At 60.5% G+C, this 18525-nt stretch carries 23 protein-coding genes; 16 read left to right on the top strand and 7 right to left on the bottom strand.

Annotated elements, in window-relative coordinates; translation table 11 throughout:
• The first annotated feature begins 82 nt into the window (after positions 1-82).
• Positions 83-835 carry a DUF429 domain-containing protein gene (locus ACQY5P_RS00510; protein WP_428408876.1) on the top strand — a complete coding sequence of 251 codons (753 nt, stop codon included), beginning with the start codon at positions 83-85 and terminating at the stop codon, positions 833-835.
• Here ACQY5P_RS00510 and ACQY5P_RS00505 read toward each other — a convergent pair whose 3' ends face one another.
• Positions 836-1789, bottom strand: coding sequence for a hypothetical protein (locus tag ACQY5P_RS00505; protein WP_428408875.1), 954 nt, complete (start codon positions 1787-1789; stop codon positions 836-838). It abuts the gene before it with no gap.
• Positions 1790-1814: 25 nt separating this feature from the next.
• A complete protein-coding gene (locus ACQY5P_RS00500; RefSeq protein ID WP_428408874.1) occupies positions 1815-3176 on the bottom strand; it encodes a hypothetical protein in 1362 nt (453 codons plus the stop codon).
• Positions 3177-3294: 118 nt separating this feature from the next.
• Between ACQY5P_RS00500 and trmFO the strand changes: the two genes are divergently transcribed.
• The 7 genes from trmFO (at position 3295) to ACQY5P_RS00465 (ending at position 9693) form a co-directional block, all read left to right on the top strand.
• Positions 3295-4698 carry a methylenetetrahydrofolate--tRNA-(uracil(54)-C(5))-methyltransferase (FADH(2)-oxidizing) TrmFO gene (gene trmFO, locus ACQY5P_RS00495; RefSeq protein ID WP_428408873.1) on the top strand — a complete coding sequence of 468 codons (1404 nt, stop codon included), beginning with the start codon at positions 3295-3297 and terminating at the stop codon, positions 4696-4698.
• A 205-nt stretch (positions 4699-4903) separates the two neighbouring features.
• Positions 4904-5641 (top strand): TetR/AcrR family transcriptional regulator, encoded by a 738-nt coding sequence (locus tag ACQY5P_RS00490; RefSeq protein ID WP_428408872.1) that lies wholly within the window; start codon positions 4904-4906, stop codon positions 5639-5641.
• Positions 5642-5674: 33 nt separating this feature from the next.
• Entirely contained in the window at positions 5675-6562 is an 888-nt protein-coding gene (locus ACQY5P_RS00485; protein WP_428408871.1) for a pirin family protein, read from the top strand.
• A 157-nt stretch (positions 6563-6719) separates the two neighbouring features.
• Positions 6720-7112 carry a hypothetical protein gene (locus tag ACQY5P_RS00480; RefSeq protein ID WP_428408870.1) on the top strand — a complete coding sequence of 131 codons (393 nt, stop codon included), beginning with the start codon at positions 6720-6722 and terminating at the stop codon, positions 7110-7112.
• A 2-nt stretch (positions 7113-7114) separates the two neighbouring features.
• A complete protein-coding gene (locus tag ACQY5P_RS00475; RefSeq protein WP_428408869.1) occupies positions 7115-8680 on the top strand; it encodes an FAD-binding oxidoreductase in 1566 nt (521 codons plus the stop codon).
• Entirely contained in the window at positions 8680-9126 is a 447-nt protein-coding gene (locus ACQY5P_RS00470) for a c-type cytochrome (protein WP_428408868.1), read from the top strand. The genes ACQY5P_RS00475 and ACQY5P_RS00470 overlap by 1 nt, the downstream gene beginning before the upstream one ends.
• Before the next feature lie 201 nt (positions 9127-9327).
• Positions 9328-9693 (top strand): hypothetical protein, encoded by a 366-nt coding sequence (locus ACQY5P_RS00465; protein ID WP_428408867.1) that lies wholly within the window; start codon positions 9328-9330, stop codon positions 9691-9693.
• Positions 9694-9727: 34 nt separating this feature from the next.
• Here the strand turns inward: ACQY5P_RS00465 and ACQY5P_RS00460 are convergent, their stop codons facing one another.
• On the bottom strand, positions 9728-9922 hold the full coding sequence (locus tag ACQY5P_RS00460; protein WP_428408866.1) for a DUF1192 family protein: 195 nt from the start codon (positions 9920-9922) through the stop codon (positions 9728-9730).
• 99 nt (positions 9923-10021) lie between these two features.
• On the opposite strand from ACQY5P_RS00460, the gene ACQY5P_RS00455 reads away from it, so the two are divergent.
• Both ACQY5P_RS00455 and ACQY5P_RS00450 read left to right on the top strand, forming a co-directional pair.
• Positions 10022-11029 carry an NAD(P)H-quinone oxidoreductase gene (locus ACQY5P_RS00455; protein ID WP_428408865.1) on the top strand — a complete coding sequence of 336 codons (1008 nt, stop codon included), beginning with the start codon at positions 10022-10024 and terminating at the stop codon, positions 11027-11029.
• A gap of 159 nt (positions 11030-11188) precedes the next feature.
• A complete protein-coding gene (locus tag ACQY5P_RS00450) occupies positions 11189-11878 on the top strand; it encodes a DUF1013 domain-containing protein (RefSeq protein WP_428408864.1) in 690 nt (229 codons plus the stop codon).
• Positions 11879-11881: 3 nt separating this feature from the next.
• Here ACQY5P_RS00450 and ACQY5P_RS00445 read toward each other — a convergent pair whose 3' ends face one another.
• Together ACQY5P_RS00445 and ACQY5P_RS00440 are read right to left on the bottom strand one after the other, a co-directional pair.
• A complete protein-coding gene (locus tag ACQY5P_RS00445) occupies positions 11882-12664 on the bottom strand; it encodes an SDR family NAD(P)-dependent oxidoreductase (RefSeq protein ID WP_428408863.1) in 783 nt (260 codons plus the stop codon).
• A gap of 127 nt (positions 12665-12791) precedes the next feature.
• Entirely contained in the window at positions 12792-12971 is a 180-nt protein-coding gene (locus ACQY5P_RS00440; protein WP_428408862.1) for a YdcH family protein, read from the bottom strand.
• 154 nt (positions 12972-13125) lie between these two features.
• Between ACQY5P_RS00440 and ACQY5P_RS00435 the strand changes: the two genes are divergently transcribed.
• From ACQY5P_RS00435 to ACQY5P_RS00425, 3 genes are read left to right on the top strand one after another with little or no spacing between them, the layout of a single operon-like run.
• Positions 13126-13719 carry a UbiX family flavin prenyltransferase gene (locus ACQY5P_RS00435; RefSeq protein ID WP_428408861.1) on the top strand — a complete coding sequence of 198 codons (594 nt, stop codon included), beginning with the start codon at positions 13126-13128 and terminating at the stop codon, positions 13717-13719.
• Positions 13716-14234 carry a TIGR02444 family protein gene (locus ACQY5P_RS00430; protein ID WP_428408860.1) on the top strand — a complete coding sequence of 173 codons (519 nt, stop codon included), beginning with the start codon at positions 13716-13718 and terminating at the stop codon, positions 14232-14234. The genes ACQY5P_RS00435 and ACQY5P_RS00430 overlap by 4 nt, the downstream gene beginning before the upstream one ends.
• A gap of 2 nt (positions 14235-14236) precedes the next feature.
• Complete coding sequence (locus ACQY5P_RS00425) at positions 14237-14554, top strand: YdcH family protein (protein WP_428408859.1); 318 nt, start codon at positions 14237-14239, stop codon at positions 14552-14554.
• On the opposite strand, the gene ACQY5P_RS00420 is transcribed toward ACQY5P_RS00425, so the two are convergent.
• Complete coding sequence (locus ACQY5P_RS00420) at positions 14551-15273, bottom strand: GGDEF domain-containing protein (protein ID WP_428408858.1); 723 nt, start codon at positions 15271-15273, stop codon at positions 14551-14553. The two genes, ACQY5P_RS00425 and ACQY5P_RS00420, sit on opposite strands and share 4 nt — an antisense overlap.
• 414 nt (positions 15274-15687) lie before the next feature.
• On the opposite strand from ACQY5P_RS00420, the gene purE reads away from it, so the two are divergent.
• A complete protein-coding gene (gene purE / locus ACQY5P_RS00415; RefSeq protein WP_428408857.1) occupies positions 15688-16185 on the top strand; it encodes a 5-(carboxyamino)imidazole ribonucleotide mutase in 498 nt (165 codons plus the stop codon).
• The gene (locus ACQY5P_RS00410; protein ID WP_428408856.1) at positions 16185-17285 is read left to right on the top strand and encodes a 5-(carboxyamino)imidazole ribonucleotide synthase; all 1101 of its coding nucleotides are present in this window, start codon (positions 16185-16187) and stop codon (positions 17283-17285) included. Before purE ends, ACQY5P_RS00410 begins: the two co-directional genes overlap by 1 nt.
• Here the strand turns inward: ACQY5P_RS00410 and ACQY5P_RS00405 are convergent.
• Positions 17282-17743, bottom strand: a complete 462-nt coding sequence (locus tag ACQY5P_RS00405; RefSeq protein WP_428408855.1) for an N-acetyltransferase family protein — start codon at positions 17741-17743, stop codon at positions 17282-17284. The genes ACQY5P_RS00410 and ACQY5P_RS00405 overlap by 4 nt on opposite strands.
• Positions 17744-18024: 281 nt before the next feature.
• Between ACQY5P_RS00405 and ACQY5P_RS00400 the strand changes: the two genes are divergently transcribed.
• Positions 18025-18474, top strand: coding sequence for a hypothetical protein (locus ACQY5P_RS00400; RefSeq protein ID WP_428408854.1), 450 nt, complete (start codon positions 18025-18027; stop codon positions 18472-18474).
• Positions 18475-18525 lie beyond the last annotated feature (51 nt).

The raw sequence follows: 18525 nt of genomic DNA, 5'->3' as shown, positions 1-18525 counted from the left end.
CGGGACTTCCCGCTTGCGCTTCATTCATCGTCCCCCCATGACCGAAAGGACACGGGGGAAGCATCCCATGCAGATGTGAGCAATGGCCATGCCAGCAACCATGAAGGGAAACCGGCGCATTCCTTACGCTGAGCGTTGTGTCCTAGGGGTCGATGGCTGCCCGGCCGGCTGGGCGGTCATCCGCATTAACCTTTCTGACAATTCCGTCAGCGGATTTATCGCCTCCGTCTTCCAGGAAATTCTCGCTATAGAAAACGCCGCGATGACGATCGTCGATATGCCCATTGGCCTTGCCGAAGACGCCCCGCGCGCCTGTGAGCAGATGGCGCGCAAGATGTTAAGCCCCCTTCGCCATTCCAGCGTGTTCTCACCGCCGAAACGGAAGATGCTTTCTTTTAGGCGCTACGAGGACGCGAACGCCTGGGGCAAAGAAAATCTCGGCAAGGGTCTGTCGAAACAAGCCTGGATGATCGCCCCGAAAATCCGCGAGATCGATGACGCGATCGCGCCCGAGGATCAGGCCCGGCTCGGCGAAGGCCACCCGGAAGTCGCCTTCGCGCGGCTCAATCACGACAAGCCCTGCACTCATCCGAAACGCACAGCGCAAGGACAAGCCGAACGCTTGGCGCTGTTGAGCCGCGCCGGCGTTTCCTCTGCGCAGGAGATTTTTCAATCGTTGCGCGCGGATCATGGCGCGAAAGCTATTGCGTGCGACGATGTTTACGACGCCAGCGTCCTCGCCCTCACGGCCAGAGCGCGGCTTGAAGGTTCCGCCTTGCGGTTCAGCGACGATGCGCGCGACGCGCGCGGCTTGGTAATGGAAATATGGGGCTGATTATTCGCCAGTCGTAATGCGCCGGTAGATGATGGCGCACAGGGCGAGCTGCGCGCCCATGATGTAGACTTGATACGCCACCGTCACGGCGACTCCGATAATTCCGAAAAGCCCGCCGATAAGGGATAAGGCTCCGCCGCCAGCGAGGCCCGACATCAGGTCGATCACGCCTGTCGTGAGCTCATAAACAATCGTCAGGACAAGCATCGCGGCGATGAAAATCACATAGACGCCGAGAATGGTCCAGAAATGTCCGCGCGTCATGCGGAACGCGCCGAGGAACAACAGCCTGTTCTCCACCGCAGAACCCGGCAGGAACGGAACCAGTTTGAGATTGAGATAAGCCAGCACGAGGAACGAGATCATGATCGTGTTGCCGACGACTCCCAGCGGGCCGGCGATTGGCTGAAGCTGTTCCTGGGTCAGCGTCGATCCTTCCAGTGCGGAACCGATAATCATAATTGTCAGCCGGCCGAGCCCGTCGCCCATTGTCTGGAAACTCTCCCCACTCGCCAGCATGACAACGACGCCGATGAGGAAGAACAAACCGTAATTCATGACGGCGAGGATGAGCTGACCCCAGAACACGCGCTGCGCGGGCCCGTCGAAACGAAGCTGGAAGATCCCGGGCCGCTCCTCCCCGAGGGCGACAAGCCGAAACACGGACGCAAAAGCGCCAGCGTAAAGCGCCATCATCAGCAAAACGCCCGCAAGGCCAAACAAGACCGCAACAGAGGCGGGAACGCGCATGGCGGCGGCCAGATGCGCCAGGGTGACGTCATCGCCAGCAGCATTGATGGCGGCGGGGTCGAAGATGACCTGCGAAGCCCCGAACACAAAGGCGCCGATCAACAAAATCGGCAGCCAAAAATAGGTGAAAACGGTCAGCCAGCGCACGCGGGCGAAATTGAACGTCTCGGTTAAGACTGCGCCGACCGGGATCCGCTGCGACATGAACACCGCCTGTTGGTTCGCGCCCTTAGCGCGCTTTCTCGCTTTCCCTGTAAAGGCGGCCGTAAAGACCTGCAACGACCCCGAAGGAGAAAAACGACCAGACGATATTTATGACGATTTTCGTGAGGTTCCAGATCCAGACAAAGAGCGGGCGCACCCATTCGGCGGCTTCGCCGCTGTTAACCAGCTTAGTCGAGACGGTTGTCGCCTGATAGAGAATGGCGATCACTTTCGGCAGGATGTAACCGAGCAAAAACTGGTTCAGCACGACGACCTGTATCAGCACCAGAAGCAAGCTGATGATCGTGACGATCGCCCATAGCCTCAAAATATCCCAGCCGCGACTCACCGCTAAAGTATTGCCGAGCGCCAGCGATTTCCGGCAGACGGCGACGCCCGGATAAGGAAACAGGCGCAGGCTGATATAATTGAGCACGAAAAACGCGGCAATGCTGAAAAAGATCAGCCGCCCGGATGGCGATTTGAGGAGAAAGTCTAGCGCGTTGATGACGCCGCTGAAATCGAGCGCAGTGAATTGCGCGCCGACAGCAGAAAGAAGCCCTAAGAATGTCGTATTGCCGCGGAACTCCGTCAGTACGAATTCTGCAAAAAATAAATACGCCGTCAGCATCAGCGCCGCCGCCACAAAAAACGTCGTCAGCGCACGGAGCGCCGCCTTGCCAACGGGATGGGCGTTCGGCCGGTTTTTCGGCGCGAAGTGAAAGAACAGGATCGCCCAGAAAAGCAGCCCCGCCGGCAGAGCGCCCGATAAGGGAATGGCGCGATTGTAAATCCAGTCGCGTCCCGCCGCCGCGATCTGATCGCTTGCTTTGGTGATTTCAATCGTGTGCAGGCTTTCCGGATTTGGAAATGTCGCCAAAGTCTGGCCCAGCGCTTCGGCGACATATTTCAGCGTGTAGAAACTCGCCGCCGCGAGCGGGCCGAAGACCATCACGCCCACAAAGAAAAGTCCGAAGAGGCTCGCAACGACATAGCGCAACTGGTCGGGACCGAACGGCGCGCGAATGAAACCCGGCGCCGGTTTTTCGCCGAGGCCCGCATAGCGGATCAGCGGCGCCATGAAGGAGGCGGTCAGCAAGGTCTGCGCGGCGATGCTGGCGATGGTGATCGTCCACATAGCGCCTGGATCCTTCTCGAACCCGGTCGCGGCGCGGCTGACGGCGAGCGACTGCGCGTTGAGAAAGCTCGGCACGTCCGAGAAGGTGATCAGCCGTCCGGCGATGACCGACAGCATGGCGAAGACCGCCGCCATGGTCGCCAGCATGCTGAGAATGAGCGGCAGCCAGGCGACCCGCGCGATCGTTTCCATGCGGCGGCCGCCGAAATTCAGGGCCTCGCCCATGACAGAAAAAGTACGCAATCCCATCCAACGCCCCTCTTGGCCGTCTTGCGCAGCCCACTCACCCCAAAGGCTAACCGGAAACAGGCTGGAAATCCAATGGGCCGCCTTTGCCTCTCGCGGCGCGTGAGGTAGAAGCCCGCACATGAGCGATCAAGACATTATCCATATTATCGGCGCAGGGCTCGCCGGGTCCGAAGCGGCCTGGCAGGCGGCCAATGCAGGCGCGCGGGTCATCCTTCACGAAATGCGGCCTGTGACTGGAACCGAAGCCCACCAGACTGGAGGCTTCGCCGAGCTTGTCTGCTCCAACTCCTTCCGCTCCGACGACGCCGAGAACAACGCCGTGGGGCTCCTGCACGAAGAAATGCGCCGTGCGGGCTCGCTGATCATGCGCGAGGCGGACGCGAACAAAGTGCCTGCCGGCGGCGCGCTCGCCGTCGACCGCGATGCGTTCTCCGAGGGCGTCACCCGCGCCATTGAGGGTCACCCGAATATCGAAATCCGCCGCGAGATGATCGACACGCTGCCGCCTGATGACTGGGCAAATGTCATTGTCGCGACGGGGCCGTTGACCGCCGCGCCGCTCGCCGAAGCGATCCGCGAGTTCACTGGCGAGGAATCCCTCGCCTTTTTCGACGCCATCGCGCCGATCGTCTTCAAGGAATCGATAAACTTCGACGTCGCCTGGATGCAGTCACGCTATGACAAGAAAGGCCCCGGCGGCGACGGCGCGGATTACATCAACTGCCCGCTCGACGAAGATCAGTATGCGGCGTTTTTGAACGCGCTCATCACCGGCGAGAAAACCGAATTCAAGGACTGGGAGAAATTGACGCCCTATTTCGAAGGCTGCCTGCCCATCGAAGTGATGGCGGAGCGCGGCCCCGACACGCTGCGCTTCGGACCCATGAAGCCCGTGGGCCTTACCGATCCGCGCACCGGAAAGCGTCCCCATGCGGTCGTGCAGCTGCGTCAGGACAATGCGCTGGGCACGCTCTACAACATGGTTGGTTTCCAGACGAAGCTGAAATACGGCGCGCAGTCTGATGTGTTCCGGATGATCCCCGGCCTCGAGAATGCGGAGTTCGCGCGGCTCGGCGGCATCCACCGCAACACGTTTCTAAATTCGCCGCGGCTGCTGGACGCCTCGTTGCGTCTCAAGGCCCGGCCCGCCTTGCGCTTCGCCGGCCAGATCACCGGCGTCGAGGGCTATCTCGAAAGCGCCGCCATGGGGCTTCTCGCCGGCCGTTTCGCCGCAGCGGACGCGAAGAGCGTTCCGGTTTCGGCCCCGCCCGCAACCACCGCCTTCGGCGCCCTTCTCGGCCATATAACCGGCGGTCATATCACCGATACCGGCAGCAAGGCTTTCCAGCCCATGAACGTCAATTTCGGTCTGTTTCCGGACATCGAGACGCCGCGGACAGATGCAGAAGGCCGACGGATCAAAGGCAAGGAGAAAGGTTTTGCACGCAAGCGCGCCCTTTCGGCGCGGGCGCTTGCGGATCTTGAAGGCTGGCTGAATAAAACGCCCTTAGCCGCTGAATAACCAAAGATTTTTTAGAAAATCGTCCAGGAGTGGGCCGCGACGGGTTGCCCCGCCGCGGCCCCCCCGACGTGCAGCAGGGGGAGAACACCGCACAGCCGGGAAACTTGTGAGCGCCAGTAAGCCGCGATCTTCATTAGCTTGTCTAGTACGCCAAAACCTGATTAGGTCGGATGACCTAGGAAAAACGGCGATTTAAGGGGGAGACATGCCGCCGTCAACAGATCAAGCACACAATTTAGGAAAAAGTGAAATCAATTCCGCAATTAAGGGCGAGTATGAGACTGAAAAAGCCCTGAATGCAATCCTTACCCATCTTAATGACCTTCGCAGCGCGCGGCCGACCATCCAGATCGGAAATGGCAGGACAGACCGAACCCGCAACACTATCGAACGGATCCTGAAAGCCGCCCACAAGGTCTTCACCAAGAACGGCCATGCCGGTCTGTCGCTTCGAAAGGTCGCAGACGAGGCTGGAATCGCCGTCGGCAATCTCACCTATCATTTTCCGACCAAAAATTCCCTGATCGACGCCATGATGCGCGAAGCGCTGACCGATTATGTGGAGGAGCACCTTTCCCAGTTCGAGGCGGGCCGTGACACGCCGCTGGAGATTCTCCTGAACGTCGTCGAGTTTTATGTGCGAAACGCCCGGGAGAGCCATCAGTTTTTCTATCAGCTCTGGGGTTTCGCCGGCTCCGGCGAGGAAGCCCGCGAGATGGTGCGTGAGCTTTACCGGCCCATCGGGCGGTTCATCTATTATCTGGTGCGGGCCGCCAATCCGAAACTCACCGACACGGAAGTGCGCCAGGCGGTGTTGCAGATCTTCAGCCTCGAAGAAGGCTACAAGCTGTTCATCGGCATGGGGCCCGACACGTCGCCAGCGATCCAGTCGGCCGAAAGGGATATCCGCGCCATCACCAAGCGCATCATTCAGGCGGCTTGATAAAGGCCCTCCTCGCGCGCAAGACTGGCGTTCATGAGCATCGACATCGTTATTGAACCGCGCATGCGCGATCTCGGCGGCTTCACCGTCGGGCGCGTCCTTCCCTATGCGAAACGCCGCACGGTGGGCCCCTTCATTTTCTTTGACGAGATGGGACCGGCGGAATTCCCGCCGGGCGCCGGCATCGACGTGCGCCCGCACCCCCATATCGGGCTCGCCACCGTCACCTATCTCTTCGACGGCGAAATCCGCCATCGCGACAGTCTGGGGTTCGATCAGGTAATCCGGCCCGGCGACGTCAACTGGATGATCGCCGGACGCGGGATCGTCCATTCCGAACGCACGGACGACGCCCCGCGCAAAAACGGCCAGACCATGCACGGCATTCAAAGCTGGTTCGCCCTGCCCGAAGCCGATGAGGAAACCGCGCCGGAATTCCATCACCATCCGAAAGCAAGCCTCCCCGTCATCGAGCGGCCGGGCCTCCTTATGCGCCTGATCGCCGGATCGGCCTTCGGCGAAACCTCGCCGGCGAAAACTTTTTCGCCCATGTTCTATCTCGGCGTTGAAGCGAAAGCCGGCGCCGATATTCCGCTGCCACAGGAATATGAAGAGCGCGCCCTCTATATTCTCGCCGGCGCCGTCGATATAGACGGCGCGCGCCACAAGCGCGGTTCGATGATCGTCTTTGCAAAGAATGCAGTACCGATGATCGCCGCTGCGGAGGACTCGAAACTCATGCTGCTCGGCGGCGCGCCTATCGGTGAACGCAAAATCTGGTGGAACCTCGTCTCTTCATCGCAGGAGCGCATTGAAAAGGCGAAGGCCGACTGGACAGCATCTGCGGCGCAAAATTTCCAGGGAACCGTTTTCACCCTGCCGCCGGATGAGACGGAGCACATCCCCTTACCGGCTGAATGAGGCCGCCAAGGCCGTTTGCGTTCTCGTCCTAATGCTCTACGCGTTCAGTCATTGACAGTCTTTCAAACCCGCTAATACTGATCCCCACTATAAATATAAGTGGGAGGGCGAAGGCAAACCGCGAAAACGCTCTAGGCGTTGCGGCTTCGCACATGCAATGAAACGGCGTCTTTTTCTCCAATCATCCGTCTCTTCCATCGTGGCCGCGCCCGCCCTTGCGCACACGGGTTCGCAAGGCGGCGTGAACGCTTCCGGCAGTTTTTTTTACGATACGCGTTTCGATGAAGCGCGCGGGATCGCGAGAAGCGTTTCTCCTTTCGGCTCATTGACGCCCGTCAATGGCGATCTCTCCGCGGAATGGGTCAAGGAAGTGATTCACGCGGCTGCAAAAAGCCCGCAGACATTCCGCGGCGTGACGACAGAGTCGTTTTATTTCTGCCTCAGAACCCTGCTCCAGCCGCGACGCATTGCGTCTGCGCACATCGAACGCGTTGGGCGCGACCTCTACGCCTGGGAAATCCGCACGACCAGTAAAGACGGGATGGCCTGATCATGACTGCACTCCTGCCCGAAGGCGTTTCCGCCGAAGCCATGAATAGCGCCATGGAGCGCTTTCGCCGCATTGTCGGCGACGAATGGGTCTTCACGGACGAGAACCTCTCGCCCTATGACGATCCCTACACCATCTCCAACAACGAAGACGATTATAAAGCCTACGCCGCCATTGCGCCGCATTCGGTGGAGCAGGTTCAGGAAATCGTCCGTGTCGCGAATGAATTCGGCGTGCCGCTCTGGCCGGTCTCGCGCGGCAAGAATTTCGCCTATGGCGGCGCCGCGCCGGTGATGTCGGGAACCGTCGTTCTCGATCTCAACCGCATGAACCGCATTCTCGAAGTCAATGAGGAGTTCGGCTACGCGCTGGTCGAACCTGGCGTCAGCTATTTCGATCTTTACAACTACATTCAGGAGAAGGGCCTCAAACTCTGGATCGACGTGCCCGATCCGGGCTGGGGTTCGGTCGTCGGCAACGCGCTCGATCACGGCATCGGCTACACGCCCTATGGCGACCATTTCGCCATGCAATGCGGGATGGAAGTCGTCCTGCCCAACGCCGAGGTTATCCGCACCGGCATGGGCGCCATGCCCGGCAACAACACCTGGCAGCTCTTCAAATACGGCTTCGGGCCTTATGTCGACGGCATGTTCTCGCAGTCGAATTTCGGCATCGTGACCAAGATGGGCATCTGGCTGATGCCGGAGCCCGCCGGCTACCGCCCCTATCTCATCACCTTCGAGAACGAGGACGACATCGAGACTGTGGTCGAACGGCTGCGCCCGCTGAAGGTCAACGGCGTCATCCAGAACGGCGCTACGGTGAGGAACCTTGTGCTCGATGCGGCGATCACCAAAACCAGAAGCGCCTATTACGATGGCGACGGACCGATCCCGCCGAGTATTGCAAAAACCATCATGGCCGACTTGGATCTCGGCATGTGGAATTTCTGCGGCGCGCTTTATGGGCCGCCGCCTTTGATGGACACGCTCTGGACGGCGATCAGGGATAGCTTCGCCGACATTCCCGGCGTCAAATTCTATTTCCCCGAAGACCGGCGGCACAAATTCGATCTCCTCTTACATCGCGCGGAGACCATGAAGGGTGTGCCCAAACTCACCGAGTTCAATTTTCTCAACTGGGCGGGCGGCGGCGGTCATGTGGGCTTTTCGCCAGTCTCGCCCATCACCGGCGCCGACGCTATCAAGCAATATCAGATGGTATCGTCCCGCGTGCGTGAATACGGGTTTGACTATATGGGCCTGCTCGCCATCGGCTGGCGCGATCTCCATCATGTGACCGTCATTGTCTACGACAAGAAGAACCCCGACGAGCGCAAGAAGCTCGACGGTCTCTTCAATGTGCTCGTCGATGAAGCGGCGGCGGAAGGCTATGGCGAGTACCGAACCCATATCCGCTACATGGACCGCATCGCCGCGACCTATAACTGGAACAACGGTTCGCTCTGGAAGATGCACGACACGATCAAGGACGCGCTGGACCCCAACGGCATTCTTGCGCCAGGCAAGTCGGGAATCTGGGGCAGCAAGCGGAGGAAAGCATAATGACCCGCGCCCTTTCCTTCGCCGCGCTTGCCGGTCTCGTCTCTCTCCTTGCCGCTTGCGGCGGCAGCGACGATGACGCGCGCGTCATATCGCCGGAAGCGGAACCGTCTCAGCCAGCCGCAACACGGCAGGCTGACGCTGCGGCCTCCCGAACCGCTTTCGTCAAACCGGAAGATCCCGCGCGACCGGCGTTGAGCGGCCAGCAGATTTTCAATGCGCAATGCGTCCATTGCCATGGAGCGGGCGAAGAGCATCCCGGCACATTCCAATTGGCGGCGACGCGCGGCGCAGGCTACGCCGTCCTCGAACAGCGCGAAGACCTGACGTCGGATTATGTGAAATACATCGTCCGCAACGGGCTCAACGGCATGCCGCCCTTCAAGCCGACCGTGATCACCGATGCGGAGCTCGATATGCTGGCGGGCTATCTCGCCAAGGCGGACTAGGCCTTTCTTCAAAAAATGGCGGCCATCTGAGCGTTTGTGTGTCTGAAACCTAAACACAGTCAGTAAAATCCGCCCTATCATTGGGCCGAAGTTTTATCCTGACCTTCATCTTTCCTCATTAGCGTTGCGCTTAGGAAACTACATGTTCGCGACCCTGCGCGGCCCCCCAGAAAGCCGCCGGGAAAACCGCGGGTGGAAACTATGTCTGAAAGCCAGGCCGTATCCGGCGAAGAAGAAATCAGCTGGTTTTGGGAGGGGATGGAAGCCGATATCCGCGCCAGCCTGACAGCTGAACAGCGGATCGCCATCGAAAAGGCGATGGCGAAATCCTCGAAGGATTCCGGGCCGGCGGACATCCGCCTCCATCTCGGCTCTTATTTCATCAGGATCATTGCAGGTAGAGAACGCCGCAACAAAAAGCGTTTGAAGCAGGATCTTAAAAACAATCCGCTGTTCGCCTGGAAAAACATACCGGTGCTGCTTGTTTTCACAGGCGCGTGGGTTTTGTCGATGGTCTACATCATCGCCGTCATCACCAGCGTCGTGAAAAGCCTGTTCTTCCAGTAGAAGCGCGGCGTCGCCGCGTCCTAAAGGCTCAAGCTCAAAATTTGAACAGCTTCTCTGCCTCGGACCGGGTGTTTCCACGGTCGTTGAGCGCCGCTTCGCATCGCAAGACTTCCGTCTTCAGCGCCTCGATGCGCTCTTCGAGATCGCCAACGGACATCCCGTAGAGATCCTGCTTCTTCAGGAATCCGAGGGTCATGTCCGGCTTTTCGTTGAGCGGTTCATCGTTCACGATGGTCCTCCCTTCGGGCTTTTCTCTGCGGCTTGGGCGCACACTTTGCGGAATCGGGCGGTTTAAGGCAAGAATGGGCGCACAAGACGAGCAATATCAATGACCGACGCCCAACCAGACGCCCAACCTGAGACGATGCAGGCCATCGAAATCACTGAACCCGGCGGGCCGGAGGTGTTGCAACTTTGCGAGCGCCCGGTCCCGGTCCCGAAACCCAATGAAGTGCTGATCCGCGTCGCGGCGGCGGGCGTCAACCGGCCGGAGGTTTTGCAGCGTCAAGGTCTTTATCCGCCGCCGCCGGGCGCGAGCGATCTTCCCGGCCTCGAATGCGCGGGACGCATCGCGGCGGTTGGCGCCGATGTCCGGGGCTGGAAACCCGGCGACTTGGTCTGCGCGCTTTTAACCGGCGGCGGATATGCGCAATACGCCGCCGCCGATGCAGGGTCATGCCTCCCTGTCCCAAGCAACCTTTCCATGGAGGACGCTGCGGGTTTGCCGGAAACAGTGTTCACCGTGTGGGCCAATGTCTTCGATGACGCCTCATTGAGAGCCGGCGAGACCCTGCTCGTTCATGGCGGGACCAGCGGCATCGGCGTCACCGCCATCGGCCTGGGCAAGGCGTTCGGCGCGAGCGTCCTCGTCACCTGCGGCACGGAAGAAAAATGCGCGGCGGCGAAGACGCTCGGCGCCGATGCGGCGTTTCTATATGACGAAGACAGATGGGAGGACGATGTCGCCCAGCTTGGCGGCGCCGATGTGGTGCTCGACATGGCGGGCGGCGATTTCGTGCAGCGCAATCTTTCCTGTCTCAATTTCGGCGGGCGCCATGTCTCCATCGCCATGCTGCGCGGCGCAGAAGCGCGGATCAACATCTTCACGATCATGAGGAACCGCCTGCGCCTCACCGGCTCCACCATGAAGTCGCGGCCTTTTCCGGAAAAGGCCCGCCTCGCCGCCGACATCAGGCGCCAAGTCTGGCCGAAGCTCGAAAGCGGAGACTTCAAGCCGGTGCTCGACGAAATCTTCCCCCTCGCGGAAGCCGCTGAGGCCCATAAACGCATGGAATCCGGCGGCCATGTGGGGAAAATAATCCTCAGGGTCCCCTAAATTTTCTCGTCCTCCTTGGCGGGCGGGCCCAAACGGTCTATATCGCCAGCAATCGCGCTCAGGCGCGTCGCTTTCCCCGAAATTCCGGCGGTTAGCGCGGCTTCCCGGAAGGGGAGCCGCTCGCCGAAGCTTTTTGGGCCGACCCATTGGAGACAAGACATGGCCGACCGTCCGCTAATGCCCATCGCAACCGCCGTCTGGCTGATCGACAACACGTCCTTGAGTTTCGATCAGATCGCCGATTTCTGCGGCCTGCATCCGTTGCAGGTGAAAGGCATCGCCGATGGCGACGTGGCGGCGGGCGTGCGCGGCATCGACCCTATCACCAATCACCAATTGGCGCGCGACGAAATCGAAAAAGGCGAAGCGGACGAAGCCTATCGCCTCAAAATCTCCCGGCCGAAAACCATCGTCGCGGAAAAGCCGCGCAAGGGACCGCGCTACACGCCGGTGTCGAAGCGCCAGAACCGCCCCGACGCCATCGCGTGGATGGTGCGCAATCACCCGGAAGTCTCCGACGCGCAAATCGCGAAGCTTCTCGGCACGACCAAAACCACGATTCAGTCCGTACGCGACCGCACGCACTGGAACTCCGCGAACCTGCAGCCGCGCGATCCGGTGGGCCTCGGCCTCTGCTCGCAGATCGATCTTGACGGCGTGGTCCGCAAAGCCGCCGCGAAGCGCGCCAAGCTGATGAAGGACGAGCCCCAACCCGACGCCGGCCCCTCTCTGGAGCCCGTTCAGGATCAGACAACCGATCAGGACGCCGAAGAAACGCGCGAGAAGAAAGTCGACCTCGACAAGGTGTTCGCCGATTTCACCGGCGGCAGCGACAGCGACGACGACTAAGCTTTATTTCTTCTTTTTCTTCGCGCCGCCGGCATGCGCGGCGAGCTTTCCGCCGTCCACATAGACGGTCTGGCCGGTGACGTAGGACGCTGCGGGACTGGCGAGGAAGAAGACGACTTCCGCCACCTCGTCCGGGTCGCCGATGCGTTTCAGGGGCGTCGCCTCGCGTTCGCCCTCTCGCTCGCCTTCTTCAAGGTCGCCCTTGATCGCGCCGACGCCAACAAGATTGGCGCGCACGCCATAGGGCGACATGGCGATCGCGACAGCCTTGGTGAGCTGGTGCAGCCCGCCCTGGGACGTTGCGAAAGCCACATGATCGGCGGCGGCGGTCACCGCCTCAACGGAGCCGATATTTACGATGACGCCGGGCGCAGCGCTGTCGCCCCCCTCTCCCTCAAGCCGCTTGACGAATTGTTTCGCCACCGCCTGGTTGATGAGAAACGCGCCGCGGATATTCGCCGCCACGATGCGGTCAAAATCGTCCTCGCTGGTTTCCAGAAATGGCGCCGAGAACTGCGCCATAACGGTATGGGCGAGCACGTCGATGCTCCCGTAATTATCGAGCGCCTCGGCGATGACATTGTGCACATGCAGGCGGTTCGTGACATCCGCATGAACGAAGGCGGCCTCGACGCCGCCATGGCCAAGCTCTTCAGCAAACGCTTTCCCCGCCTCTTCGTCCGGGTCCGCGAGCACCAGACGGTCGCCATTCTCTGCAAAGCGCCGCGCACAGGCTGCGCCGACGCCGCGCGCCGCGCCGGTGATGATGACCGTTCGTTGACCCATGAAAGCGGCTCCTTAAAATAGCACGCGGCGCACTTTTCCGTGCGCCGCTATTTTATTTGGAAATTAAGTTTTCAAAAGTTCACATCCGGCGCCGTCTTTATTTTTTGCGCCGCCGGCAAGGACCCTGTCAGTTCAAATTGCTCTGCGTCCGGAGTTCTTCTAGCTGGTCCTTGATTTTGAGTTTTTGGCGTTTCAGCTCCACCACTCGCAGGTCGTCGTGACTAGGAGATTTCGTCTCGGCGGCAATGGCCGCCTCCAGCTCCTGGTGCCGCCTGTTGAGCGTTTCCATGTGAGCTTTTATCGCCATAATTGGCCTCCTTTGCTGGGTGATGACGTCTTCTATATAAGCATGAAAAGCCGGGGACTGTCACGGATTCTTCAAAGAATCGCGGGCAGCCGAATTTGTTGGCGGTCTGTTCATCATTACGGTATGAAATACCTGACAAGATATTGAGTTCGCTATGAAAACGACCCGCAGACTGGTTATCGGCGTGACCGGCGCTTCCGGCGCAATTTATGCACGCCGGGCGCTTGAGGCGCTGCGTGGGACGGACGTCGAGACTCACCTTGTTTTGAGCCGGGCGAGCGAAATGACCATTCGCTACGAGCTCGACCAATCGGCGGCCGACTTCGCCGAACTGGCCGACCGCCGCTACGCTATCGGCGATGTGGGCGCGCCGGTTTCGTCGGGCTCGTTCAAGACGCTCGGCATGTTGATCGCGCCCTGTTCGGTCAAGACCATGTCGGAAATTGCAACCGGCGTCACCGGCACGTTATTGTCGCGCGCTGCGGACGTCGTTTTGAAAGAGGGGCGCAAGCTGGTTCTGATGGTGCGCGAAACGCCGCTGCATCTTGGCCATTTGCGGACCATGACGCAGCTGGCGGAAATGGGCGCCGTCATCGCGCCGCCGCTGCCCGCTTTCTACGCCGAACCCCAAAGCCTTGACGATCTCGTGGATCAGTCGGTCGGCCGCGCGCTCGATCTCTTCGGGATCGAAACGCCGCTCGTCAAACGCTGGGGCGAGGACCTTGAAAAAGGAAGGCGCGAAAAATGAGCAAGCCGAAAGGGCACCGTTTCTGGCAGTGGTCGCTCGACGCCTATGAAATGCCCGGCGTTAAGAACCGGCTGATTTATCTTCAGGACAGCTTCGGTTTCGATGTGAATCTTTCGCTCTGGTGCTGCTGGCGCGCGACCGAGGGCGAGGCCTTAAGCGAAGACGCCGTGCGCGCCGCCGAGCGCGCCACAAAGGAATGGTCCGAAGGGGTTGTCGATCCCTTGCGCGAGGCGCGCCATAACGCCCATGAACTCGGACCCGCAGAGTTTTACACGCAACTCAAGGAAATCGAGCTCTCCGCAGAGCACCATGAACAGGACATCCTGTTCAATCTCTCCCGCCCGGCCGCGCCCATTGCGCGCGACGGCATGCTGTCGGCGGCGCGGAACAATATCGCCCTCTATGCGAGCCTCATCGACGCGCCGCGCCGCGACGGCTTTTCAACCGCATTGCTTCGCGATCTGATCGACCATATTTTCCCGGGCGGGGATACTCACGCTGCGGGCGGTCAATAATAATGATGAGCGACGGCGAAGACGATAACGGCAAGCCTGACCGGCCCGCCCCTGCGGCGTCGCTCAATGGCGATCTCCTGTCGCGCAAGCGCTTCGCCGCTAACGACAAGGATTTCGACGGCGCTAATGACGAGGCGCTCGCCATCCGCCTCGCGACGCTGGAGCAGGAGCATCGCGACCTCGACTCGGCGATCACGTCGCTTGAATTGAACTCGCCTTACGAACGCCTTACTATCGCGCGGCTGAAAAAGAAGAAGCTCGCCCTGAAAGACCTGATCCAAGAGATCAAAGATAATATGCTGCCGGATATTATCGCCTAATCGCCATTCTTGCGCGACTTCATCTCATACATGGCGCTGTCGGCGCGCTCCATCGCTTCATCGGCGGAAAGGCCTCTCGCGATTTCGACGACGCCGCAGGAGACATGGGCGGCGAAGCCCTTTCCGTTCCATTCCACAGGCTCTGCCGAGACTGCGCGCGTCAGTTGCTCCGCTTTCATCTGCGCCGTCGCCTGATCGGCCTGCGTTAAGAGAACGCCGAATTCGTCGCCGCCGAGCCTGCCCACAGCATCCGTCTGGCGGAGATTGGCCGTGAGCACTTTCGCCACATGGGCGAGCGCCGCGTCGCCCGCGCTATGGCCCATCTGATCGTTGATTTTTTTAAGATCGTTGAGATCGACGAAAACGAGGCTGGCTTTCATGTCATAACGGTCGATCATGGCGAGGGCGCGATCGAGCTCGCGCACGAAAGCGCGGCGGTTATAGATGTCGAGCAAGGGGTCGCTGTCGGCGAGCCGTTCGAGTTCGTTGATGCGCTCCTGCGACCATTGCAGCTGGTCGCGAAGGCTCCTGACTTCCTGCATGAGCGAGATCAGGGCCTCGCGCACTTTCGGCGTCAGTTCGGCTTCCGGCACGCCGGCCAGCACGATTTGATCGGAAGGGGCTATTGTGCTGTTGGCCGGCGACGCTGCTCCGACCCCGCGTTTCCGGTCGATTCGGCTCGCCCCACCCGCCTTCGGCGCGTCGCCAATCTTCATCATTCCCTCCCGCTGCCAGCGCGTTGAGCGCTACTCTCCCCAGTTCTGATTAACGTGATTTCTCGGTTACGGCCAGTAAAGGGGATTCGTGCGCGGACGCGCAGAATCCCGCTCATTAGGCCAGCTATTCCAGTCATTTAGGACATGCCGTCGCTTCGGCGCAGAGACCGCTCGCTTCGCCGAATGGCCCTTGTGACAATGGTCGCGCCGCCCCAGTTTGGCTCTTGCGGAACAGGTCGTGCGAAGTCCCCTTCGAGATCGCGACCAGCTCCCGCGTCCGGTGAGAGGAGGCGCTGGCTCTCGCGCCCCCGTCTATGGCTGGCGTCTCCTCGTTCCGGACCGCCCTCTTCTCCGACTTTGCTTGCGCCATCCCCGACGCCTGCTATAAGCCCCGCTTTCCTAGAGCCGGAGACAACAATGGCGGGCGCGAAGACCGATCCGAAAGTGGGCGTCATCATGGGCTCGCGCTCGGACTGGCCGGTGATGGCCAAGGCTGCGGAGATGCTCGACGCGCTCGGCGTCGCCTACGAGACTAAAGTCGTCTCCGCTCATCGCACCCCGAAACGCCTCTATGAATATGCCGAGGACGCTAAGGCGCGCGGTTTAAAAGTCATCATCGCTGGGGCCGGCGGCGCAGCGCATTTGCCGGGCATGGCCGCTTCCATGACGCCGCTGCCTGTGATCGGCGTGCCGGTGCAGTCGAAAGCGCTCAAAGGCCTCGATAGCCTTCTCTCCATTGTGCAGATGCCGGCGGGCGTGCCTGTCGCGACCGTCGCCATCGGCGAAGCGGGCGCGGCCAACGCTGGCCTTCTCGCCGCCGCCATCCTTGCAACCGGCGACGAGGCGCTCGCCGCGCGTCTCGACAAATGGCGCGCCTCACAGACAAATAGCGTCCCTGAAACCGTCGAAGATTGATGAACGTCGAACCCAACGGAACCATCGGAATATTGGGCGGCGGCCAGCTCGGCCGGATGCTGGCGACCGCGGCGGCGGAGCTCGGGCTTCGCACGCATATTCTGTGTCCGGACGATCGCGCGCCCGCCTATGATGCGGCGTCTGAGCATACGGTGGCGGGTTATCTCGACGAACCGGCGCTTGCCGCCTTCGCCAAATCCGTCGACGCCGTCACATATGAATTCGAGAACGTGCCTGTCGAGGCGGTCGAATTTCTCACCAATCTCGGCGTCGCCGTGCGGCCCGGCGCGAAGGCGCTCGAAACCGCACAGGACCGCCTTATTGAAAAACAGTTCGCCAATTCCATCGGCGCCAAGACCGCCGCCTTTCATCCCGTCGACGATCTCGCCTCGTTGAAGGAAGGCCTTGAAAAGGTCGGACGGCCTGCGATCCTGAAGACCCGGCGGCTCGGTTATGACGGCAAGGGTCAGACGCGGATCACCGCGGAAGACAGCAATCTTTCGGGCGCCTATGAAAAGGCCATTGAGTTCGCCTGGGCGGAAGTCGGCGCGGCGCCCTCGATCCTCGAAGGCTTCGTTCCCTTCACGCGGGAAATCTCCATCATCGGCGCGCGAGGCGCGGACGGCGACGTCAAGATGTACGATCCGCCGGAGAATGTTCACCGCAACGGCATCCTCAAAACCTCGACTGTCCCGGCGAAGGTGACCGCGGCGACTATCGACAAAGCCCGCAAGGTGACTTGCGACATGCTCGAAGCGCTCGATTATGTGGGCGTCATCGGCGTTGAGTTTTTCGTGCTCGACAACGGCGACGTCATCGTCAACGAATATGCGCCGCGGGTTCACAATTCCGGGCACTGGACGCAGGACGGCTGCGCCGTCTCGCAATTCGAGCAGCATATCCGCGCTGTCGCCGGATGGCCGCTCGGCGATCCGGCGCGCCACTCCAACGCCATCATGGAAAACCTCATCGGCGACGAGGTCAATGAATGGCGCGCGCTCGCCGCCGAACCGCAGGCCGGCGTCCATCTTTACGGCAAGCGCGAGGCGCGTCCCGGCCGCAAGATGGGTCATGTGAACCGCATTTCGGTGAAGTCCTAAAAATTCTTCTGGTACTGGATGAAGCCCGACCGCGTCGCGACATTGTCGTAAAGCATGCGCGCCATCGAATTCGTTTCATGCGTGAGCCAGTAGACGCGGTTGGACCCCGCCGATTTCGCACGCTCATAAACCGCCTCGATCAAAGCGCGCGCCACGCCCTTCCCGCGCGCCGCTTCTGCGGTGAAGAGATCCTGCAAGTAGCAATTGTGGTTCATCATCGAGGTGCTGCGGTGAAAGATATAGTGGGCGAAGCCGATAAGCTCCCCGTCCGCATCTGCAACGAGACAATTCACTGGCTCGGCAGGATCGAAAAACCGCTGCCATGTCGCCTCGGTCACCGCATCAGGCAGCGCCGTTGCTCCGGAGCGTCCGTAGAATGCATTATAGCCGTTCCATAGGGGCGCACATTGATCGAAATCGGCGCTGCGGATTTCTCTGATGGTTGGTGCGTCTGGCATATCACTCTCCTGAAGATCCGCCGATTTATTCCCGCGCCGCCCCCGCAATGCAATCTCGCGCAGCGGATCGGCGCGGCGGCCACGCCTTCCAAGCCGCCGACGTCGGCTAAAATCGTCCTCAAGAAAACGTGACGGAACTGTGCCCGCGGTCACACGGGCCGCGCCACACTCTGACCATACTTCCCTCGCATCCTTTCACTATCGGGACAAAGTTCGACGAGGGATTGAAGAGACAGCCCAGCAACTGGGCAAGAGAGTTGGTCAGAAAGGTTAGGTACGTCATGGCCGCAGCATCTAGAGCCGTTTCACTGCCGTTTTATCCGGCGCCCTCGCGTTACAGCGCGTCCCACTCCCATCTTACGTTTCCCGCCTTCCGAAAATTCATTCAGGGCATCGGCTCCGCGTTTCTCGTGTTCAACGGCGCCGGGGCGATAACAAGCCCAACCGCAGCAGCGACGCCGGCAATGGCCGATTTTTCATCTGTCGAGGGAATTCTCGCAACATTGATGCAGGGCGAGTATGCCGGGCTTGCCCAGATCGGCGCGGCCGCTTTCATCTTCCTTGCCGCCGGTCAGTGCGTCGCCCGCTTCGCCGGACTCGCTGTCGCCGCGATTGCGATCCTCCTGTATCATCAGGGCGTCACGGTCGAAGATGTCATGACCTTCACCAATCATTTCGCCGATCGCCTCGGCGCGGCGAGCGACGCCTTCATGACGGCGGAAGTGAGTTAAGCCGCTTTGGCGGCCTCCTTAGAACTTGCCTTCATCCTGAGGAGCACAAAT

Origin of the sequence: Hyphococcus sp. (assembly GCF_965267305.1) — a bacterium.
Classification (GTDB): domain Bacteria; phylum Pseudomonadota; class Alphaproteobacteria; order Caulobacterales; family Parvularculaceae; genus Hyphococcus.
Note: the sequence above shows the minus strand (reverse complement) of the source record. Positions and strands in the feature narration are given on the sequence as shown.